16 protein-coding genes are annotated in these 17,961 nt (G+C 74.9%); 9 read left to right on the top strand and 7 right to left on the bottom strand.

Annotated features, from left to right (window positions below; genetic code table 11):
- Positions 1–36: 36 nt before the first annotated feature.
- The 4 genes from AB0881_RS04025 to AB0881_RS04010 form a co-directional block, all read right to left on the bottom strand.
- Positions 37–2,133, bottom strand: coding sequence for a bifunctional copper resistance protein CopD/cytochrome c oxidase assembly protein (locus tag AB0881_RS04025; protein WP_366613977.1), 2,097 nt, complete (start codon positions 2,131–2,133; stop codon positions 37–39).
- Positions 2,126–2,431, bottom strand: a complete 306-nt coding sequence (locus tag AB0881_RS04020) for a hypothetical protein (RefSeq protein ID WP_366613975.1) — start codon at positions 2,429–2,431, stop codon at positions 2,126–2,128. The genes AB0881_RS04025 and AB0881_RS04020 overlap by 8 nt, the downstream gene beginning before the upstream one ends.
- A 109-nt stretch (positions 2,432–2,540) precedes the next feature.
- Entirely contained in the window at positions 2,541–3,812 is a 1,272-nt protein-coding gene (locus tag AB0881_RS04015) for a DUF5685 family protein (RefSeq protein ID WP_366613973.1), read from the bottom strand.
- 152 nt (positions 3,813–3,964) lie between these two features.
- Positions 3,965–5,293 (bottom strand): helix-turn-helix transcriptional regulator, encoded by a 1,329-nt coding sequence (locus tag AB0881_RS04010; RefSeq protein WP_366613972.1) that lies wholly within the window; start codon positions 5,291–5,293, stop codon positions 3,965–3,967.
- Positions 5,294–5,463: 170 nt separating this feature from the next.
- On the opposite strand from AB0881_RS04010, the gene uraH reads away from it, so the two are divergent.
- The 5 genes from uraH to AB0881_RS03985 all read left to right on the top strand — a co-directional run bounded on the left by uraH (position 5,464) and on the right by AB0881_RS03985 (position 9,551).
- Positions 5,464–5,847: a hydroxyisourate hydrolase gene (uraH, locus tag AB0881_RS04005; protein WP_366613970.1), complete on the top strand. Its 384-nt coding sequence runs from the start codon at positions 5,464–5,466 to the stop codon at positions 5,845–5,847.
- A 159-nt stretch (positions 5,848–6,006) separates the two neighbouring features.
- Positions 6,007–7,224 carry a glycerate kinase gene (locus AB0881_RS04000; protein ID WP_366613968.1) on the top strand — a complete coding sequence of 406 codons (1,218 nt, stop codon included), beginning with the start codon at positions 6,007–6,009 and terminating at the stop codon, positions 7,222–7,224.
- 164 nt (positions 7,225–7,388) lie between these two features.
- On the top strand, positions 7,389–8,504 hold the full coding sequence (gene ald / locus AB0881_RS03995; RefSeq protein WP_366613967.1) for an alanine dehydrogenase: 1,116 nt from the start codon (positions 7,389–7,391) through the stop codon (positions 8,502–8,504).
- Positions 8,505–8,522: 18 nt separating this feature from the next.
- Positions 8,523–9,119 (top strand): histidine phosphatase family protein, encoded by a 597-nt coding sequence (locus AB0881_RS03990; RefSeq protein WP_366613965.1) that lies wholly within the window; start codon positions 8,523–8,525, stop codon positions 9,117–9,119.
- Positions 9,120–9,236: 117 nt separating this feature from the next.
- Complete coding sequence (locus AB0881_RS03985) at positions 9,237–9,551, top strand: metal-sensitive transcriptional regulator (RefSeq protein WP_366613963.1); 315 nt, start codon at positions 9,237–9,239, stop codon at positions 9,549–9,551.
- A gap of 21 nt (positions 9,552–9,572) precedes the next feature.
- On the opposite strand, the gene AB0881_RS03980 is transcribed toward AB0881_RS03985, so the two are convergent.
- The 3 genes from AB0881_RS03980 to ggt form a co-directional block, all read right to left on the bottom strand.
- Positions 9,573–10,421, bottom strand: coding sequence for an oxygenase MpaB family protein (locus AB0881_RS03980; RefSeq protein ID WP_366613961.1), 849 nt, complete (start codon positions 10,419–10,421; stop codon positions 9,573–9,575).
- A 122-nt stretch (positions 10,422–10,543) separates the two neighbouring features.
- The gene (gene cutA, locus AB0881_RS03975) at positions 10,544–10,963 is read right to left on the bottom strand and encodes a divalent-cation tolerance protein CutA (protein WP_366613959.1); all 420 of its coding nucleotides are present in this window, start codon (positions 10,961–10,963) and stop codon (positions 10,544–10,546) included.
- 48 nt (positions 10,964–11,011) lie between these two features.
- Positions 11,012–12,862 carry a gamma-glutamyltransferase gene (gene ggt / locus AB0881_RS03970; protein ID WP_366613957.1) on the bottom strand — a complete coding sequence of 617 codons (1,851 nt, stop codon included), beginning with the start codon at positions 12,860–12,862 and terminating at the stop codon, positions 11,012–11,014.
- A gap of 271 nt (positions 12,863–13,133) precedes the next feature.
- Here ggt and AB0881_RS03965 point away from each other — a divergent pair, with 271 nt between their 5' ends.
- The 4 genes from AB0881_RS03965 to AB0881_RS03950 all read left to right on the top strand — a co-directional run bounded on the left by AB0881_RS03965 (position 13,134) and on the right by AB0881_RS03950 (position 17,958).
- On the top strand, positions 13,134–14,966 hold the full coding sequence (locus AB0881_RS03965) for an amino acid permease (protein WP_366613955.1): 1,833 nt from the start codon (positions 13,134–13,136) through the stop codon (positions 14,964–14,966).
- Positions 14,967–15,136: 170 nt separating this feature from the next.
- Positions 15,137–15,949: an NUDIX hydrolase gene (locus AB0881_RS03960; protein ID WP_366613953.1), complete on the top strand. Its 813-nt coding sequence runs from the start codon at positions 15,137–15,139 to the stop codon at positions 15,947–15,949.
- Entirely contained in the window at positions 15,946–16,971 is a 1,026-nt protein-coding gene (locus AB0881_RS03955) for a molecular chaperone DnaJ (protein WP_366613951.1), read from the top strand. Before AB0881_RS03960 ends, AB0881_RS03955 begins: the two co-directional genes overlap by 4 nt.
- Positions 16,972–16,989: 18 nt before the next feature.
- Positions 16,990–17,958, top strand: coding sequence for a hypothetical protein (locus AB0881_RS03950; RefSeq protein ID WP_366613950.1), 969 nt, complete (start codon positions 16,990–16,992; stop codon positions 17,956–17,958).
- The last annotated feature ends 3 nt before the right edge of the window (positions 17,959–17,961 follow it).

The raw sequence follows: 17,961 nt of genomic DNA, 5'->3' as shown, positions 1-17,961 counted from the left end.
GCCTCCCCCGCGCGGGGGAGGCGGCCGGGCCTGGCGTCAGGTCTTGCGGGAGCGCTCGTCGTGCTCGGCGAGCTTGGCCAGCCGGGCGTTGTACGCGGCCAGTTCATCGTCCTCCTCGGCGGCCGCGGGGACGTCCTCGCCGGCCGCCACGGCGGCGGCGCGGCGCTGCTCGGCGCGGTCGGCCTTGCGGTCCTCGCGGCGGGCCTGCCGCTGGTCGTCGAAGTACCACTGGAACGCCAGCGCGATCAGCACGATGAACGTGGGGATCTCGCCGAAGCCCCAGGCGATCGCGCCGCCGGTGTGCTGGTCCTTGAGCAGCGAGGCGCCCCACGGCGGGTCGACCGCCGTGTACCAGCCGCGCGCCAGCGGCTCGCCGAGGTTCATCAGCGCGATGCCGAAGAACGCGTGGAACGGCATCGTGACGAACAGCAGCAGGATGCGGCCCGGGTACGGCAGCTTCTTCGGCGCCGGGTCGACGCCGATCAGCACCCAGAAGAACAGCGTGCCGGCCGCCAGGAAGTGCGCGGTCATCGCGATGTGCCCGAGGTGGTTGCGCATCGCGGCCTCGAACAGCGGCGTGAAGTACAGCGCGAACGTGCTCACCACGAAGATCAGGGTGGCCACCGCCGGATGCGCGACGAACGCGGCGTACCGGCTGTGCAGCGCGGCCGTCAGCCACTCGCGCGGGCCCCGGTCGCCGCGGATCGCGGCGGGCTTGAGCGCGCGCAGCGCCAGCGTGACGGGCGCGCCCATCACCAGGAAGATCGGCGTCAGCATGTTCAGCACCATGTGCTGGACCATGTGCACGCTAAACAGGATCGGCGAGTACGTCGCGAGCCCGGTCTGGGTCGCGGCCCAGATGGTGAGCAGGCCCGCGAACCAGGAGACGGTGCGCAGGACCGGCCACCCGTCGCCGCGCTTGCGGAGCCGGAGCACCCCGGCCAGGTAGAGCCCGCCGAGCACCAGGACCAGCGCGGCGAAGAAGAAGTCGAACTGCCACAGCGTCGCCAGCCGGCCCGGCGTGAGCGCGGGCGGCATGTCGTACCCGATGAGGACCTTGACGGCCGACTCGTCGGTGGTGGGGGCGGGCGGCGCCGTGCGGGCCAGCGCGACCGCCAGCCCCATCGTGGCGGCCATCACGGCCACCTCGACGGTGGCGAGCCGGGCGAACGCGCCGGGCTTGCGGGCGGCCAGGGCGGGCAGCGTGCGGCGGCGGTGCCACCAGCCGAACCAGCCCAGCGCCGCGAACGCCACGACCTTGCCCAGTGCCAGCCGCCCGTAGTTGGTGCTCACCAGCTCGGCCGGGTCGGGCATGCGGGCGATCACGTTGACCAGCCCGCTGACCCCGACGGTGATGTAGCACCACAGCGCCATCCGGCTGAACCGCTCGGCCATCACGCCGAGCCGGTCGCGGCGGGAGAGCGCGTGCACGCCCACGATGGCCAGCCCGCCGACCCACGGCGCCACCGCGAGGACGTGCAGCGCCACGCCGGTGACGGCGACCGAGTGGTTGGCGGCCGAGGAGGAGTGGCCGGTCAGCGGCGGCGGCAGCAGCGCGATCGCGCTCAGCGCCAGCAGCCCGGCCGCGGCGGCGGGCGTCGCGGCCGTGCGGGCCAGCAGCGCCACGACGACGGCGAGCAGCACCACCAGCATCAGCGCGGTGCCCTGCGGGAGCTGGCCGACGTAGCTGCTCAGCTCGTTGCCGGTGAGGATCTGCCCCACCGGCTGGCCGAGCACGTCGGCCACGGTGAACACCAGCGTCGCCGCCGCGGCGGCGGCCCAGGCGGCGGCGGCCCACGAGCCGGCGCGCAGGTAGGCGACCGCGTCCTCGCCGAGGCCGGCCGCCTCGCGCCTGCCGCCGCCGGTGAGGGGCAGCAGGAAGACGGCGGCGATCAGCGCCCCCACGGCGAGGGCGGCGGCGAGGTTCATCGCCGTCCGGGAGACCGGCAGGCCCCAGCGGGTCACGGTGCCGGCGTCCGCCAGCCCCGGGATCACCTGCTCGGCCGCCGCGCCGCCAAGCACCAGCGCGGCCGCGAGCCCCGCGACGGCGGCGGCCAGCGCGACCGCGGCGGCGCGCACCACGGCGGCCCTGCCGTCGCCGGCCCTCGTCGCGGCCGCGGCCGCCTTACTCACCGGAGCCCCGCTTGCCGGCCCGGTCGCCGGCCTCGCCGGACGCCTTGCCTGCGCCCGGCTTGGGGCCCTGGGCGGGATTCTTCCGCTTGGCCCGGAACACGATCACCATCCCGATCCCGATCCCGATCAGCGCCCCGACCACAATCATGACGAGGTTGGCGGTACCGGAGGAGTCCCCCGCGGCCGCGGCCGGGGCGTGGGCGAGGGCGGGCGCGGCGCTGGCCGCGCCGAACACCAGGGCCAAAACAACGACGGCGGCCGGGCGGCGCAGCCGGCGCGGCGGGGTGAAGGTCATCATGGGCGGCCGGGTCTCTCCAGATGGGTTCGGGGCCCTTCTAGCCTACTGAGCACCCTCGACCGCGCCGTCCCCCCTCACCCCGAGGCGCGCGGGCCCCGGCGGTACGGGCTCAGAGGCCGCAGTCGCAGCACTCGCAGCACCTGCAGCAGTCGCCGCAGCCGGGGTCGCAGTTCCCGTCGCAGTGCCGCGTGCACCAGCACCGGTCGCCGCACTTCCTGCCGTGGTGCTTGCTCCATTTCGGCTGGTAGACGCCGCAGGTGAAGCACACCAGCGTGCCGGTGAAGCACGGGATCGGCAGCCCCGGGCGCGGCGGCCGGCCGCCGTGCCCGCCATGCCCGCCATGCCCGCCGCCGTCCCCCCAGCCGCCACCGCCGCCGCCGGACCAGCCGCCGCCACCGCCGCCGCCCTGGTGCGGCGGCGGGTAGTGCCCCGGCTGCTGCGGCGGGTACGGCTGCTGGGGATAGGGCTGGTGAGGGTGGTGGGCCTGCTGCGGGTGCCCGTACGGTCCCTGCGGGGGCGGCCCCGCCGGGTACGCGGCGAAGGAGCGTTCCACCGAGCGGCCGACCTCGCGGTCCAGCAGGGCCCGGACGAGCCGCGGCTGCTCCATCTCCACGTCGGCGAGGGCCAGCCGGAGGCCGTGCAGCGCGTCGTCGCAGTGCCGGCGCGCCTCCTCCGGGCTCGTCCCGGTGGCCAGGAGCGGGTTGTACGCGCCGGCCGCCAGGTCCTCGTGCACGTCCTCGACCGCGTCGAGCAGGTGCGCCAGCCGCCCGAAGAAGCGGCCCGCCTCGGCCAGGTGCTCGGCATTGCCCTCCCGGCCGGCGAGCACCGCCGTGTGGGCGAAGACGGCCGCCACGGCCGTCTCGGTCGGCTCGGTCAGCTCCAGCAGTCCCAGGCCGCCCGCCGCCTCCAGTTCCGGCTGGCGCGCGACGGCGTCCCGCAGCACCGCCGGGTCGAAGCCGACCGCGGTGCTCGTGCCGCCGCCCGCGGCGTCCCAGCGGTCGGCCATCCGGCCCGCGGCGGCGGCGACGAGCCGGCGCCGGTACGGGCCGTCCCCGTCGGCGACGTGGTCGCGGGTCTTGCCCGCGGCCAGCAGCAGCGAGGTGGCCGCGGCCAGCCGCGCCCCTTCCGCCCGCGTCTCGACGACCTCGGCCGTCCTCATCCCGCGCAGCGCGCACGGGCCCGCCTTCCGGCGGGGCGACAGCTCCGGCCGCTGCGCCTCCACCAGGACCGACACGAGCAGCCCGTCATAGTTGGTGACGAGCCGGGCGGCCTGGCCGTGCCGGTCGCGCAGCGTCAGGCACAGCCCGCACAGGTGGGCCATCCAGTCCTTGAACAGGGATCCGCACAAGACGTGCTCGCACGGCCGTACCACTCCGAACATGTAGCGAAGAACTCCTCAGCTGGGACGCGTCACGACGGGACGCCGCCGCACCGGCGACACTGAACCGACGCGATCATCCCAGGACGGGTTCCTCCCGATTCCGCCGATGTCGATCACGCAGCGGGAATCGCGCGGGGGTCACGGAGCCGGGGTCAGACGCCGGCGCAGGTGAGCGCGCGGCGGTACGCGTCCAGGCCGGGCCGTTCGGGGGCGCCGGTCTCGGCCAGCAGCTCGGCCAGGTCGAACCACGCCTGCGCGGCCTCCCGCACCGACTCCATCTCCTCCAGATGGGTCGCGGCCTGGGTGAGGACCTCGACCGCGCGGTCCCGCCGGCCCAGCCGCACGCACGCCTCGCCGAGCACGGTCAGCGCCCACGCGGTGGCCCGGCGCGGCGCCCCGCCCAGCAGGTCGAGGGCCTGCTCGGCCAGCGCCACCGCCTCGGCCGGACGGCCCAGCGCGGTCTCGGCGCGGGCCAGCTCGGTCAGGCACCAGGCGACGTCGATCTCGCCGGCGGAGCTGGCGTTGATCTCGCCGCGGACCCGGTTGAGCAGGTCGCGGGCGCGGCCGGCGTCCTCGGGCCGGGCGCGCAGCAGCAGCCCCGCGTACACGATCCGCAGCCGGGCCAGGTTGCGCGGGTCCTCGGGCGGGCCGCCGTCGGCGGGCGCGGCGCCGTCGTCGCCCGCCAGCAGCAGGGCGCGCTCGGCCAGCGCGACGCCGTCCTCGTACTCGCCGCGGATCTCGGCGACGTAGGCGGCCTCCCAGTACGCGGCCATCCGCGCCCGGGCACTGCCGATCCGCTCGGCCCGCTCGACCAGCTGGCCGGCCAGCTGCCCGGCCCGGACGAGGTCGCCGCGCTCGATGAACGCGGCCAGCAGGGCGGCGCCCAGGTGGACGGCGGCGTCGGTGGAGTCGGCGCCGGTGGCGATCAGGTGGCGCAGCGCCTCCTCGGCGACCTCCACCCCGGCGCTGATGTCGCCGCGCTCGCGCAGGCAGCGGCTGAGCGCGACGTGCACCCTGGCCCAGTGGCCGAGGTCGGCGTCGGCGGACGCCTCGGCGGTGAGGGCGCGCAGCCCGGCGATCGCCTCCTCCAGCCGGCCGGCCGCCTCCAGCGCCAGCGCGTGCCCCCAGCGGGCCTGGTGCAGCATGCTGGGCAGCGCGACCGCGTCGGCGTTGGCCAGCACCTCCGCGAACCGCTCCCGGGCCTCCTCGGCGGCCCCGTTGCGCAGCGCGATCTCGGCGTAGTCGAGCGTCACCCGCAGCTCGTCCACCACGTCCTCGCTGACGCCGCTCACCAGGTAGGTGGCCGAGCAGTTCAGCTTCTGGGCGAGCAGGTCGATCACGCTGGGCGCCGGCACCCGCTTGTCGCTCTCGATCAGCGAGATGTAGCTGTCGGACAGTTCGGGGAACGCCAGCTGCGCCTGGCTGATCCCCTGCCTGATCCGCAGCGCGCGGATGCGCTGCCCCAGAGTCTCCCGATCCATCGTCTGACCACCGCCTACGAGGTTCCAGCCCGGGTCCCGCCCGGGGATCGCGCGCCGCGTCATCGCATTCGCACCAAGGCAGGCTATAGCGGACTCGGCCGGTCACGCAGCGTTCCGCCGAACTCGGCGCCCGGGCCGTGGGAGTGCTCCGGGGCTGCTGTACTAACGTCATGACCGCAGCCTCGGACCCCGTACTGGGCCACGTGTCCGCCCATGTCTCGACCCATGTCCTGGACACCCGCCTCGGACGCCCGGCCGCCGGCGTGCCGGTACGGCTCGACGCCTACCTGGACGACACCTGGCGCCCGCTCGCCGAGGGCGCGACCGACGCCGACGGCCGCTGGAGCGCTCCACCCGCCGGGCCGCCGTCGGGCGGGGCGGGGTCCGCCACGTACCGGCTGCGGTTCGGGACGGGTCCGTATTTCGCCGGGCTGGGCGTCTCGACGTTCTACCCGGAGGTCAGCGTGATCTTCACGATCGCCGATCCGGGCGAGCGCCACCACGTCCCGCTGCTGCTCAGCCCGTTCGGGTACTCCACGTACCGGGGCAGCTGACCGGGCCCCGGGCCGGCGACCGGCCGGGCCGCACCGCACGGCCACCCCGGCCTTCTCCCCGGGTTTGAACGTCCTGGCGGCCGTCCCGGGTGTCAAATAGTGCCGTCATGGCGTAAGCAGAAGGTAGTGACTTTCCCCCGGTCCCTGAAAGGCGTGGCTGTGCAGTCCCCGGACTCCCCCTCCGACCCACCCGCGGACCGTTCCGGCGGCCGGCCCCGGAACGGCCACGTCCTGCTGGCGCCGGACCGGTTCAAGGGCTCGCTGACCGCGCCGGAGGTCGCCCGCCACCTGGCCGCCGGGCTGCGCCGCGCGCGGCCCGACGTGCCGGTCGTGGAGCTGCCGGTCGCCGACGGCGGCGACGGCACGGCCGAGTCGGCGATCGCGGCGGGCTGGCGGCGGGTCGAGGTGGAGGTCTCCGGGCCGACCGGCCGGCCGGTGACCGCCGCGCTGGCACTGGACGGCCGCACCGCGGTGGTGGAGCTGGCCCAGGCGTCCGGGCTGCGCCGGCTGCCCGGCGGGCGGCCCCGGCCGCTCGGCTCCACCAGCCTGGGAACGGGCCAGCTGCTCGCGCACGCGGTACGGCTGGGCGCCCGCCGGATCGTGCTGGGCGTGGGCGGCGCGGCCTGCACCGACGGCGGCGCCGGGCTCGTCCAGGGCCTGGGCGGGCGGCTGCTGGACTCGCTCGGCAAGGAGCTGCCGCCGGGCGGGGCGGCGCTGCGCTCGCTGCACGCCCTCGACCTGCGCGGGATGCCCGACCTGTCCGGCGTCCAGGTGGTCGTGGCGGGCGAGCCGGAGGGCACGCTGCTGGGCCGCAACGGCACCGCGACCGGCCAGGCGGGCCGCCGCGGCGCGACCCGCGAGGAGATCCGGGTGCTGGACCTGGGCCTGCGCCGCTGGGCCGACATCGCCGAGGCCGCGTCCCGTACGGCGTCCCGCGACCGGCCCGGTTCGGGCGCGGCGGGCGGGGTGGGCTTCGCCGCGCTGGCGTTCCTGGGCGCCACGATCGAGCCCGGGATCGGGCTGATGCTCGACCTGCTGGGGTTCGCGGAGCGGGCGCGCGGCGCGCACCTGGTGGTGACCGGCGAGGGGACGCTGGACGTGCGGTCGCTGCGCGGCCGGGCCCCGATCGGGGTGGCGCGCGCCGCGGCCCGCGCCGGGGTGCCGGTGGTCGCCGCCGTCGGCCGCCGCGGGCTCACCGGGGAGCAGCTCAGGAAGGCCAGGATCCAGGCGGTGTACGCGCTGACCGACATCGAGCCGGACGCCGGGCGCTGCATGCGGCAGGGCGGCCCGCTGCTGGAGCAGCTGACCGTCGCGATCGCCGACGAGTGGCTGCCGCCGCGCCGCCGAGCCCGCCCGGCCGGGGTTTACGGCATGTAAGGGTTTCGCCGCATCGCCATGCATGTTGCGGTGTGGCGGCGCCGCCCGCGCGGCCGCACGCTGGGAGTGACGGAAGAGCCCGCGCGGGGACACCCCCCGCCGCGGGCGCCGTCCATGCCCAGGCTGTGCGCGCACAGCGCCCATCGGCATCGCCGGAGGACCCCATGAAGGTCGGCGTACCCAGCGAGATCAAGAACCACGAGTACCGGGTGGCGATCACCCCCGCGGGGGCCCATGAGCTCACCCGCCGCGGGCACGAGGTGTTCGTCCAGCGCGGCGCCGGAACGGGGTCGGCGATCCCCGACGAGGACTACACCGCCGCCGGCGCCAAGATCCTGGAGTCGGCCGACGACGTCTGGGCCGAGGGCGAGCTGGTCCTCAAGGTCAAGGAGCCCGTCCCGGCCGAGTACCACCGGATGCGGCGCGGCCAGACGCTGTTCACGTACCTGCACCTGGCGGCCTCCAGATCGTGCACCGACGCGCTGCTGGCGTCCGGCGTGACCGCGATCGCGTACGAGACCGTCCAGCTGCCCGGCGGGGCGCTGCCGCTGCTGGCGCCGATGTCGGAGGTGGCCGGCCGGCTCGCCCCGCAGGTCGGCGCCGCCGCGCTGATGCGCTCCAGCGGCGGCCGCGGCGTGCTGCCCGGCGGCGTTCCAGGCGTGGCCCCGGCCCGCGTCGTGGTGATCGGCGGCGGCGTGTCCGGGCTGAACGCGGCGCAGATCGCGGCCGGGATGGGCGCCGAGGTGACCGTGCTGGACGTGAACGTGGACCGGCTGCGGCACATCGACGCGATCTACCAGGGCCGGCTGCGGACCGTGGTGTCCACCGCGTACTCCGTCGAGCAGGAGGTCCGGGCCGCCGACCTGGTGATCGGCGCGGTGCTGATCCCCGGTGCCAAGGCCCCGACGCTGGTCCCGCACGCGCTGGTGGCGCGGATGCGGCCCGGCTCGGTCCTGGTGGACATCGCCATCGACCAGGGCGGCTGCTTCGAGGACTCCCACGCGACCACGCACGACGACCCGACGTACCGGGTCGAGGAGTCGCTGTTCTACTGCGTGGCCAACATGCCGGGGTCGGTGCCCAACACCTCCACGCACGCGCTGACGAACGTCACGCTGCCGTACGCGGTGCGGATCGCCGACAAGGGCTGGCGGGACGCGCTGTGCGACGACCGCGCGCTGGCGCTCGGCCTCAACGTGCACGACGGCGCGCTCACCTACGACCACGTCGCCGAGGCGCACGGCCTGCCGCACGTGCCGCTGGAGTCCGTGCTCGCCTGACCCCCGTACAGTGGCCCCATGGGCGACCTGATCATCGTGCGGCACGGCGAGACCGAGTGGAGCCGCGCCCGGCGCCACACCGGGCGCACCGACCTGCCGCTGACCGCGCGCGGCGAGGAGCAGGCCCGGGCGCTCGCGCCGGTCACGGCCGGGCGGGCGTTCGCCCGGGTGCTGTCCAGCCCGGCCGAGCGCGCCCGCCGTACGGCCGAGCTGGCCGGGCTCGCGGTCGACGACGTGGACCCGGACCTGTGGGAGTGGGACTACGGCGGGTACGAGGGCATCACCAGCAAGCGCATCCGGGAGGACCGGCCGGGCTGGTTCCTGTGGGAGGACGGCGTGATCCCCGGGGACGCCGACCATCCGGGCGAGTCGGTGGAGCGGGTCGGCGAGCGCACCGACGCGGTCCTCGGCCGGGTGCGGCCGCTGCTGGCCGAGGGGGACGTCGCGCTGGTCGCGCACGGCCATCTGCTGCGCGTGCTGACCGCCCGCTGGCTGGGGCTGGAGCCCGCGGCGGGACGGCTGTTCCGGCTGGAGACCGGTACCCTGTCCACGCTCGGGACCGAGCACGACCGCCCGGTGATCGCCGCGTGGAACGTCCCCCCGCCGGCCGGCTGAGCGGCCGTTCGCGCCCGGGGGAATGCCGGGACCGGCGGATACGATACCCCTATGGGGTTGCCGCGCCGGCGGCGCCCCGTCCGGACCGATGACGCCGGCCCGATTGCGAGGACGACGATGACGACACCCGAGACTCCCACTCAGGCCGCCCCGACCCGCGGCTACACCGCGACCAAGGACCAGCTGCAGACCCGGCTGCGCCGGATCGAGGGCCAGGTGCGCGGCATCGAGCGGATGGTCGACGACGACCGCTACTGCATCGACGTCCTGACCCAGATCAGCGCCGTCCAGGCGGCCCTGGACAAGGTGGCGCTCGGCCTGCTCGACGGCCACGTCCGGCACTGCGTCGCCGAGGGCGCCGAGGAGGGCAAGTCCGAGGCCATGTCGACCGAGCTGATGGCCGCGGTCGGCCGGCTGATGCGCCGCGGCTGACGGTACGGCCCGCCCCGCCGCTCAGGACGCGACACCCAGCGCCGCCGCGCTCTCCTCCCGCTCGCGGGTCAGCCGGCGCGCCCGGAGCGCGTCCGGCCGGTAGCGCACATGCTCCGGGATGACCTTGGTGGAGCGGTAGAGGCCCTTCAGCGTGACCGTGGCCGCCAGGTCGGAGGTGGGCAGCCCGGGCAGCCCGTACATCCGCCGGGCCCAGCGCGGCAGCGTGGAGACCACGAGCATGCCGAGGCCGGGCGCGGCCAGCTTCAGCGGCAGCAGGTTCCGGGGCACGTTCGGGTTGAACATCCGCAGCAGGCCCTCGCGCGCCTCCCGGCACGCCCAGACGCGGCCGCGCATGTCCGCGTAGTACGCCCGCATCTCGCCGACCGAGGCGGGGACGTCCGCCGGGTCGAGGCCGACCACGGCGGCGGCGCGGCGCTGCTCGTCCACGAACCGGTCGGCGTCCGCGCGGCTCAGCGGCACCCCGGCGCGGCGGGCGATGTCCAGGTACGAGTCGACCTCGCCCATGTGCACCCAGAGCAGGTTCTCGGGGTCGTCGACCGGGAACGTCTCGCCGGTGCGCAGGTCGAGGCCGGTGAGCTTGGAGTGCAGCTTGCGGACGCGGCGGCCGACCCGCTCGACCTCGGCCTCCGTCCCCCAGGTGCGGACGCGGACGAACTCGACCGTGCGCTCCAGCCGGGACCACGCCTCGCGCGGGTTCATCAGCTCGGAGTTCTGGGCGGTGCCCCACATCGACCGGGGATGCAGCGCCTGGAGCAGCAGGGCGCGGACGCCGCCGACCATCAGGACGGGCTCGCCCATCACCCGCCAGGTCACCGATCCCGGCCCGAACAGGCCGTAGTCCTCCTGCACCGCGCGCCGTCCTTCCGCCGGGAGACCGTGCCTCAAGGTAACTAAAGGCTTATTTCCCGGCTATGACGGGCGTCACACGGCATTCACGACTTTCCCGGGTTTCCCGGCTTCCCGGTTCCCGGCTATTCGACGCTGACGGTCTCGCCCGCACCGCCCCGGCCCGCGCCGCCGTCGTCCTCGTCGCCGTCCTCGCCGTCTTCCTCGTCCTCGTCCTCGTCGTCCGGCTCGGTCTGCTCGCTGACCCAGGCCAGGTAGTCCATGCTGCCCGCGACGACCGGAGTGGCGATGATCTCCGGGGTGTCGTACGAGTGCCCCTCGGTGATCAGGCTGGCCAGCTCGTCGAAGCGGGCGTCGGTGGTCTTGAACACCACCATCCACTCCTCGGCGGACTCGATCTCGCCCTCCCACCAGTACGTGCTGGCGATCGGGCCCACGAGCTGGGCGCACGCGGCGAGCCGCTCGGAGACCGCCGACCGGGCCAGCTCGGCCGCCTCCGGTCGCGAGTCCGTGGTCGTCGTCACCTGTACGTACGCCTGGGCCATGGCACGACTCCTTCCCCGATGCCCTGATCGTAGTCGTGCCGGACCCCGCTACCGGCGCGGCCGGACGACCAGCGCGCTGCCGCCGCCCCGCCGTACCGGCTCGGCGACCGCCTGCACCAGGCCCGGCCGCAGGAACTCCAGCCCGGTCGCGGCGCCGATGACCCCGCGCGGCGGCCCGGCGAACAGCGCCACGTCGTGGCCCTTCCCGGCCAGCGCCGCGCCGTACCGGTCGATGAACGCCTGCTCGGCGAACACCTGCGGCGTGTTGCGCTGGGTCGCGCGCGGCGCGGCCAGCGCCGCGGGCAGGTCCATGCCGAGATCGACCCGGTTGAGCAGGATCTGCAGCACGGTCGTGATGATCGTGGAGCCGCCGGGCGTGCCCAGGGCCAGCTTCGGCCGGCCGTCCTCCAGCACCAGCGTGGGCGCCATGCTGCTGCGCGGCCGCTTGCCCGGGCCCGGCAGGTTCGGGTCGGGCGCGGCGCCCGGCGCGGGCGGCTGGACGGTGAAGTCGGTCAGCTCGTTGTTGAGCAGGAACCCGCGGCCGGGGACGGTCAGCCCGCTGCCGCCGAACTGCTCGATCGTGACGTTGTACGCGACGACGTTGCCCCACTTGTCGGCCACGACGAGATGGGTGGTCTGCGGGCCCTCGTACCTCAGCGCCTCCGCCGCGCCTCGTTGCGGCGCGCACGGGTCGTAGTCGCCGTCCGGCGAGCCGGGCGCGACCGGCGCCGCCGCGGCCCTGCCCGGGTCGATCAGGCACGCCCGCTCGCGCGCGAAGCCCTTGGACAGCAGCTCCTTCAGCGGGACGTCCACCTTGTCCGGGTCGCCGACGTAGCGCCCCCGGTCGGCGTACGCGAGCTTGGACGCCTCCAGGTAGTAGTGCAGCGCCTGGACCGGGTCCTTCTCGTCGAGCTCGAAGTTCTCCAGCATGTTGAGGACCTGCCCGACCGTGGACCCGCCGGACGACGACGGCGGCATGCCGTAGACGTCCAGCCCCCGGTACGAGACGCGGGTGGGCTCGGGCGTGCGGGACCGGTAGGCGCCCAGGTCCCCGTCCTTCATCAGCCCCGGACGCACGTTCCGCCCGGCCTCGGGATCGACCCGCGGGTCGCGCACCGTGCGGACGACCTCGCGGCCGAGGCCGCCCCCGTACAGCCAGCCCGGCCCGCGCCGGGCCAGCTCGCGGTACGTGCGCGCCAGGTCGGGGTTGCGGAACGTGGAGCCGACCGCCGGCGGTTTCCCGCCCGGCAGGAACAGCTCCCGGGTCGGGACGATGTCGGCGAACCGCTCGGCGTTCACGGCGGTCTGGTCGTGGAACTCCTGGTCGACGGTGAAGCCGCGCTCGGCGACCCGGATCGCGGGCCGCAGCAGCGTGCCGAGGTCGCGGGTGCCGAAGCGGCGCAGCGCGGTGTCCCACTGCGCGAGCGTGCCGGGCACGCCGACGCTGAGCCCGCTGGTCACGGCCTGGTCGAACGGGATCGCCTTGCCGGTCGCCGGGTCGACGAACGAGTCCGCGCGCATCGCCCGCGGCGCCGTCTCGCGGCCGTCGACGGTGTACACCTTCCGGCGCTCGGCGTCGTAGTAGGTCATGTACCCGCCGCCGCCGATCGCGGCCACGTACGGCTCGGTCACGCCGAGGGTGGCGCCGGCGGCGACGGCCGCGTCCATCGCGTTGCCGCCGTTCCGGAGCACCTCGATCGCGGTCCGGCTCGCGTCCAGGTCCACCGTGGCCACCGCGCCGCCGTACCCGGTGGCCACCGCCCGCTTGCCGGGCGGCCGGTCGTGGCCGGCGTGCGCGGGCGCCGTCACGGGGGCCGTCACAGGGGCGACGAGCGTCGCGGCGACGGCGAGCGCGGCGGGCGCGATCAGGTGGCGGCGGGCCGATGCGGCGAACGACACGGGACCTCCTGTAGCGGTCGGGCCGGTGGCCCGGGAGCGCGGCGCCACCACCGTTTCACCGATCACGGCGGGGCGCCAGAGTCCCGGCCGGGCCCGGACGCGGCATGGCACCACACCCGGCACGGGCATTACCGATCTTGACCATCCCCCGGCGATTCCAAACGATCAAGCGCTAGACATTGCGGTTTTACCTAAATATGGGGAAGTGTTAGGTCTTCCACCTTCACTGTCTCGCGAACAGCGGCGCGGGTTCAGGCCTTGGGGAGCACCTATGACCTGGGACATCCGCATGCGAAACACCATGTTCCGAAAACTGCCCGTCGAGCAGGCGACCGGGCAGCTGTACGGCGGCCGGCACCGGCTGCGCGTGGTCTACCGGACCCGCGATCTCGTCGTGCTCGGCCTCGGCGTCATGATCGGCGCCGGCATTTTCAAGATCTCCGGAGTGCAGGCCGCCGCGAACGCCGGCCCCGCGGTGATCATTTCCTTTCTGATCGCCGGCGCGGTCTGCCTGCTGGCCGCGCTCGCGTACGCCGAGCTGTCCTCGATCGTCCCGGTCGCGGGCAGCGCCTACTCGTTCAGCTACGTCGCGTTCGGCGAGGTCTGGGCGTGGGTGGTCGGCTGGTCGCTGATCCTCGAGCTGCTGCTGGCGGCGTCCGTGGTCGCGCGGGCCTGGTCGCTGTACGCCGCGCAGGCGCTCGCGGACCTGAACGTCCCCGTGCCGGAGTGGCTCGCCGGCGTGATCGGGCAGCCCAAGGGCTTCGACGTGTTCGCCCTCGGCATCCTGCTCCTGCTGGTCGTGCTGCTGGCGACCGGGAGCCGGCTCGGCCTGCGCACGCTGTGGTTCATGGTGATGGCCAAGCTGATCGTGATCGGGCTGGTCATCGCGGTCGGGCTGACGTACTTCGACCCCGGCAACCTGACGCCGTTCGTGCCGCCCGCCGAACCGGCCCCCGACGCCGGCGGGCAGAGCGTGCTGAACGCGGTGCTGGGCTCGGTCACCGGCGGCACCCCGCAGGTCTTCGGCGTCTGGGGCATCCTGGCCGCCGCGCCCGCCATCGCGTTCGCCTACATCGGCTTCGACCTGATCGCGACCGCGTCGGAGGAGACCGACGACGCGCCGCGCAAGGTCCCGCGCGGCATGATCACCAGCCTGGTGGTGGCCGTGGTGCTCTACCTGGGCGTCGCGATCACCCTGGTCGGGATGGTGTCGTACGGGCGGCTCGACCCGGAGAAGGTCGTGCTGACCACGCCGTTCACGATGGTCGGCGCCGGACCCGTCGGGCACGTGGTCAACATCGGCGCGGTGATCGCGCTGACCACGGTGATCCTGGTGGTGCTGATCAGCCTCACCCGGGTGGTGTTCTCGATGTCGCGGGACGGGCTGCTGCCGCGCGGCATCGCCGGGATGAGCCGCTACCGGGTGCCGTCCCGCGCGACCCTCGTCGCGGGCGGCGCGGCCGTCGTGATGTCGCAGACCATCGACGTGCTCACCCTGGAGCAGATGGTCGTGATCGGGACGCTGTTCGCGTTCCTGTTCGTCTGCGCGGCGGTGCTCGCGCTCCGCCGCGACCGGCCCGACCTGCACCGCCCGTTCCGGATGCCGGCCGCCCCGCTGACCGCGGTGCTGGGCATCCTCGCGACCGGCTGGCTGATGCTGAACCTCAAGGTGCAGACCTGGGGCTACTTCACCGTCTGGATGCTGGCCGGCCTGGTGCTGTACCTGGTGTACGGCCGCCGCCGCAGCGAGATGCGCCGGCTGCTGGACGAGGGGCCGCGCCGCCCGCCGGCCGCGCTGATGACCGCCCCGCCCCCGGATCTGGCGGGCCTCGCCGGTCCCCCGCCGGGCGCCCGGCCCGTCTCGACCGTGCCGCCGCCGCCCGGCGCCGGTACCCCGGGCGTGCGGCCGTACCAGCCGGAGCGCTTCGACACCGGCCAGTTCGCCCAGCGCCACCCCGGGCCCGGGAACGCGGCGCGCCCGCCCCAGCCGCCCCAGCGGCCACAGCGGCCACAGCGGCCACAGCCTCAGCAGCCCCCGCCGCAGCGGGCCGAGCGGCCGCCCCAGTACGGCGGGCGCCCGCAGCCGCCCCGCCATCGCCGCTGAGCAGAGCACGCCCGGCCGGACGCCGCCTCCCTGACGGGAGGCGGCGTCCGGTTTTTCGGGGTGGACGGCCGCCGTTTCGTCGGCTATGTTCTTCTCATAGCGAGATGAACTCATACTGAGACTTACTTACCTTGAGACTTACCGGATCCGGGACGGACGGGCGAGGGGCGATGAGCGAGCGGCACGGCGAGAGCGACTTCCTGGCGGCGTACGACCCCAGGGAGTACGACCCGGTCTCGGTCACCGTGGACGTGGTCGCGCTGACGATCCGCGACGGCGGCCTCCACGTGCTGCTGGTGCGGCGCGGGCGGCCGCCGTTCGAGGGGATGTGGGCGCTGCCGGGCGGGTTCGTGCACGGCGTGCGCGACGCCGAGGACCTGCCCGACGCGGCGGTGCGGGAGCTGGCCGAGGAGACCGGGCTGAGCGCCGAGGGCGGCGCGCTCGACCGCGTCCACCTGGAGCAGCTCGGCACGTACGGGGCGCCGGGCCGCGACCCCCGGATGCGCGTCATCTCGGTCGCCTACCTGGCGTTCGCGCCGGAGCTGCCCGACCCGCGGGCGGGCGGCGACGCGGCCGACGCGGCGTGGACGCCGGTCGGGGCACTCGGGCTGGGCGCGGCCGGCGAGCAGCGTCCCGGCACGACCCGGCGGCTGGCCTTCGACCACGCGCGCATCCTGTCGGACGGGCTGGAGCGCGGCCGGTCCAAGCTGGAGTACACGCCGCTGGCCACGGCCTTCTGCGCGGCCGAGTTCACGATCCCGGAGCTGCGCGCGGTGTACGAGGCCGTCTGGGGCGAGGAGCTGCACGCCGGCAACTTCCACCGGAAGGTCCTGTCGGTCCCCGGCTTCGTCGAGAGCACCGGCGCCACCTCCGACCGCGGCGGCCGCAAGGGCGGCCCGCGGCCGCGGCTCTACCGCGCGGGCGACGCCCGCCTCCTGCACCCGGCCCTGCTGCGGCCGAGCAGCGAAGAGGAGATCAGGTGAACAGCGATCCGGTCACCCTGGAAGAGGCGCTCGACCGCCTGGACCGCGCCCGCACCCCCGCCGACCTGTTCGGGGACGACCGCGCGGCGGCGGCGCGGACCTACCGGCGGCTGGCCCGGCTCGTCCACCCCGACGCGACCGGCGGCCGCACCACCGACGCGTTCGCCCGCCTGACCGCCCTCTGGCGCGACCGCGACGCCGGGCCCGTGACGATCACCACGAAGCGGCACGCGTACCGGCTCGGCGCCCGCCGCGCGAGCGGCGACCTGGCCGAGCTGTACGACGCGGACCGCGACGGCGGGCGCCCCGTGGTGATCAAGCTGCCGCGCGATCCCCGCGACGGCGACCTGCTGGAACGCGAGGCGGTGGCGCTGCGCCAGCTGCCCGAGGACGGCGACGGGCGGTTCCTGCCGTACGTGCCGCGCCTGGTCGAGTCGTTCCGGCACCGGGACGCGGCGACGGGGGCGGTGCGCCGCGCCAACGCGATCGCGCCCCTCGACGGCTTCCACAGCCTCGCCGAGGTGCGCGCCGCGTACCCGGACGGGGTCGACCCGCGCGACGCCGCCTGGATGTGGCGGCGGCTGCTGGTCGCGCTCGGCTTCGCGCACCGCGCGGGGGTCCTGCACGGGGCCGTGCTGCCCGAGCACGTCCTCATCCATCCGCGCGAGCACGGACTGGTCCTCGTCGACTGGTGCTACTCGGTGCCGGGCTGCCTGCCGTCCAGCACCGGCCGCGTCCCCGCGATGGTCGACCGCTACGCCGACTGGTACCCGCCGGAGGTCCCGGGACGGGAACAGGCGAGCGAGGCCACCGACATCTACCTGGCCACCCGATGCATGACCCACCTGATGGGCGACAAGGCGCCCAAGCCGATGCGGCTGTTCGCCAAGGGCTGCCTGCTGCCCTCGCAGCGGCGCCGGCCCCGCGACGCCTGGCGGCTGCTGGCGGAGTTCGACGAGCTCCTGGAGCGCCTGTACGGCCCGCGCCGTTTCCGCCCGTTCACGATGCCCACCGACCGCTGAGACCCGAAGGAGAAACCCATGGGAAGCGGACACTGGTCCACCGACGTCTACGACGCGGCGCGCAGCTACCGCGCGTCAACCGGCGCGAGCGCCTTCGCCTACAGCGACGGCGGCGCCACCGCCACGCACCCCGACCTCGACCCGAAGGGCGTGACCGTCCGGGAGAGCCGCGACTCCGACGACCACCCCGAGTCGCTGGCGATCGCCGTGCTGTTCGACGTCACCGGCTCGATGCGGACGGTGCCGCGCACGCTCCAGACCAAGCTGCCCGACCTGCTGGGGCTGCTGCTGCGCAAGGGGTACGTGGAGCACCCGCACATCATGTTCGGCGCCGTCGGCGACGCCACCTGCGACCGCGCCCCGCTGCAGGTCGGCCAGTTCGAGGCCGACAACCGGATGGACGACGACCTCGGCAAGATCCTGCTGGAGGGCGGGGGCGGCGGCCAGATGACCGAGTCGTACGAGCTGGCGATGTACTTCATGGCCCGGCACACCGCGATCGACTGCTACGAGAAGCGGGGCAAGCGCGGCTACCTGTTCATGCTCGGCGACGAGCTGGCGTACCCGAAGGCCAAGCGGCGCGAGATCGCCGCGATCATCGGCGGCGAGCCGGCCGAGGACGTGCCGATCGGCGAGCTGGTCCGCGAGCTCCAGCGGATGTACGACGTGTACTTCATCATCCCCGAGGGCAGCTACCACGCCGGCGACCCGAAGCTGCGCGGCTTCTGGCAGGACCTCCTCGGCCAGAACGTGCTCTACCTGGACGACCTGGACGCCGTCTGCGAGACGATCGCGCTGACGATCGGCCTGGCGGAGGACGCCATCGACCTGGAGGAAGGGCTCGGCCACCTGTCCGAGGTGGGCTCCGACGCGGCCGCGTCCGTGTCCCGCGCGCTGGCCCCGCTGGACGCCGCCCGCGCGCCGGTCGCGACGTCGGCGGCCCCGCCCGGACTCGGCTCCGCGCCGTCCGCGACGACCCGGCTCTGAGGA

This window comes from Spirillospora sp. NPDC029432 (genome assembly GCF_040703975.1).
Classification (GTDB): Bacteria; Actinomycetota; Actinomycetes; order Streptosporangiales; family Streptosporangiaceae; genus Spirillospora.
The sequence above is the reverse complement of the archived record's forward strand: the minus strand, read 5'-3'. Positions and strand labels throughout refer to the sequence as shown.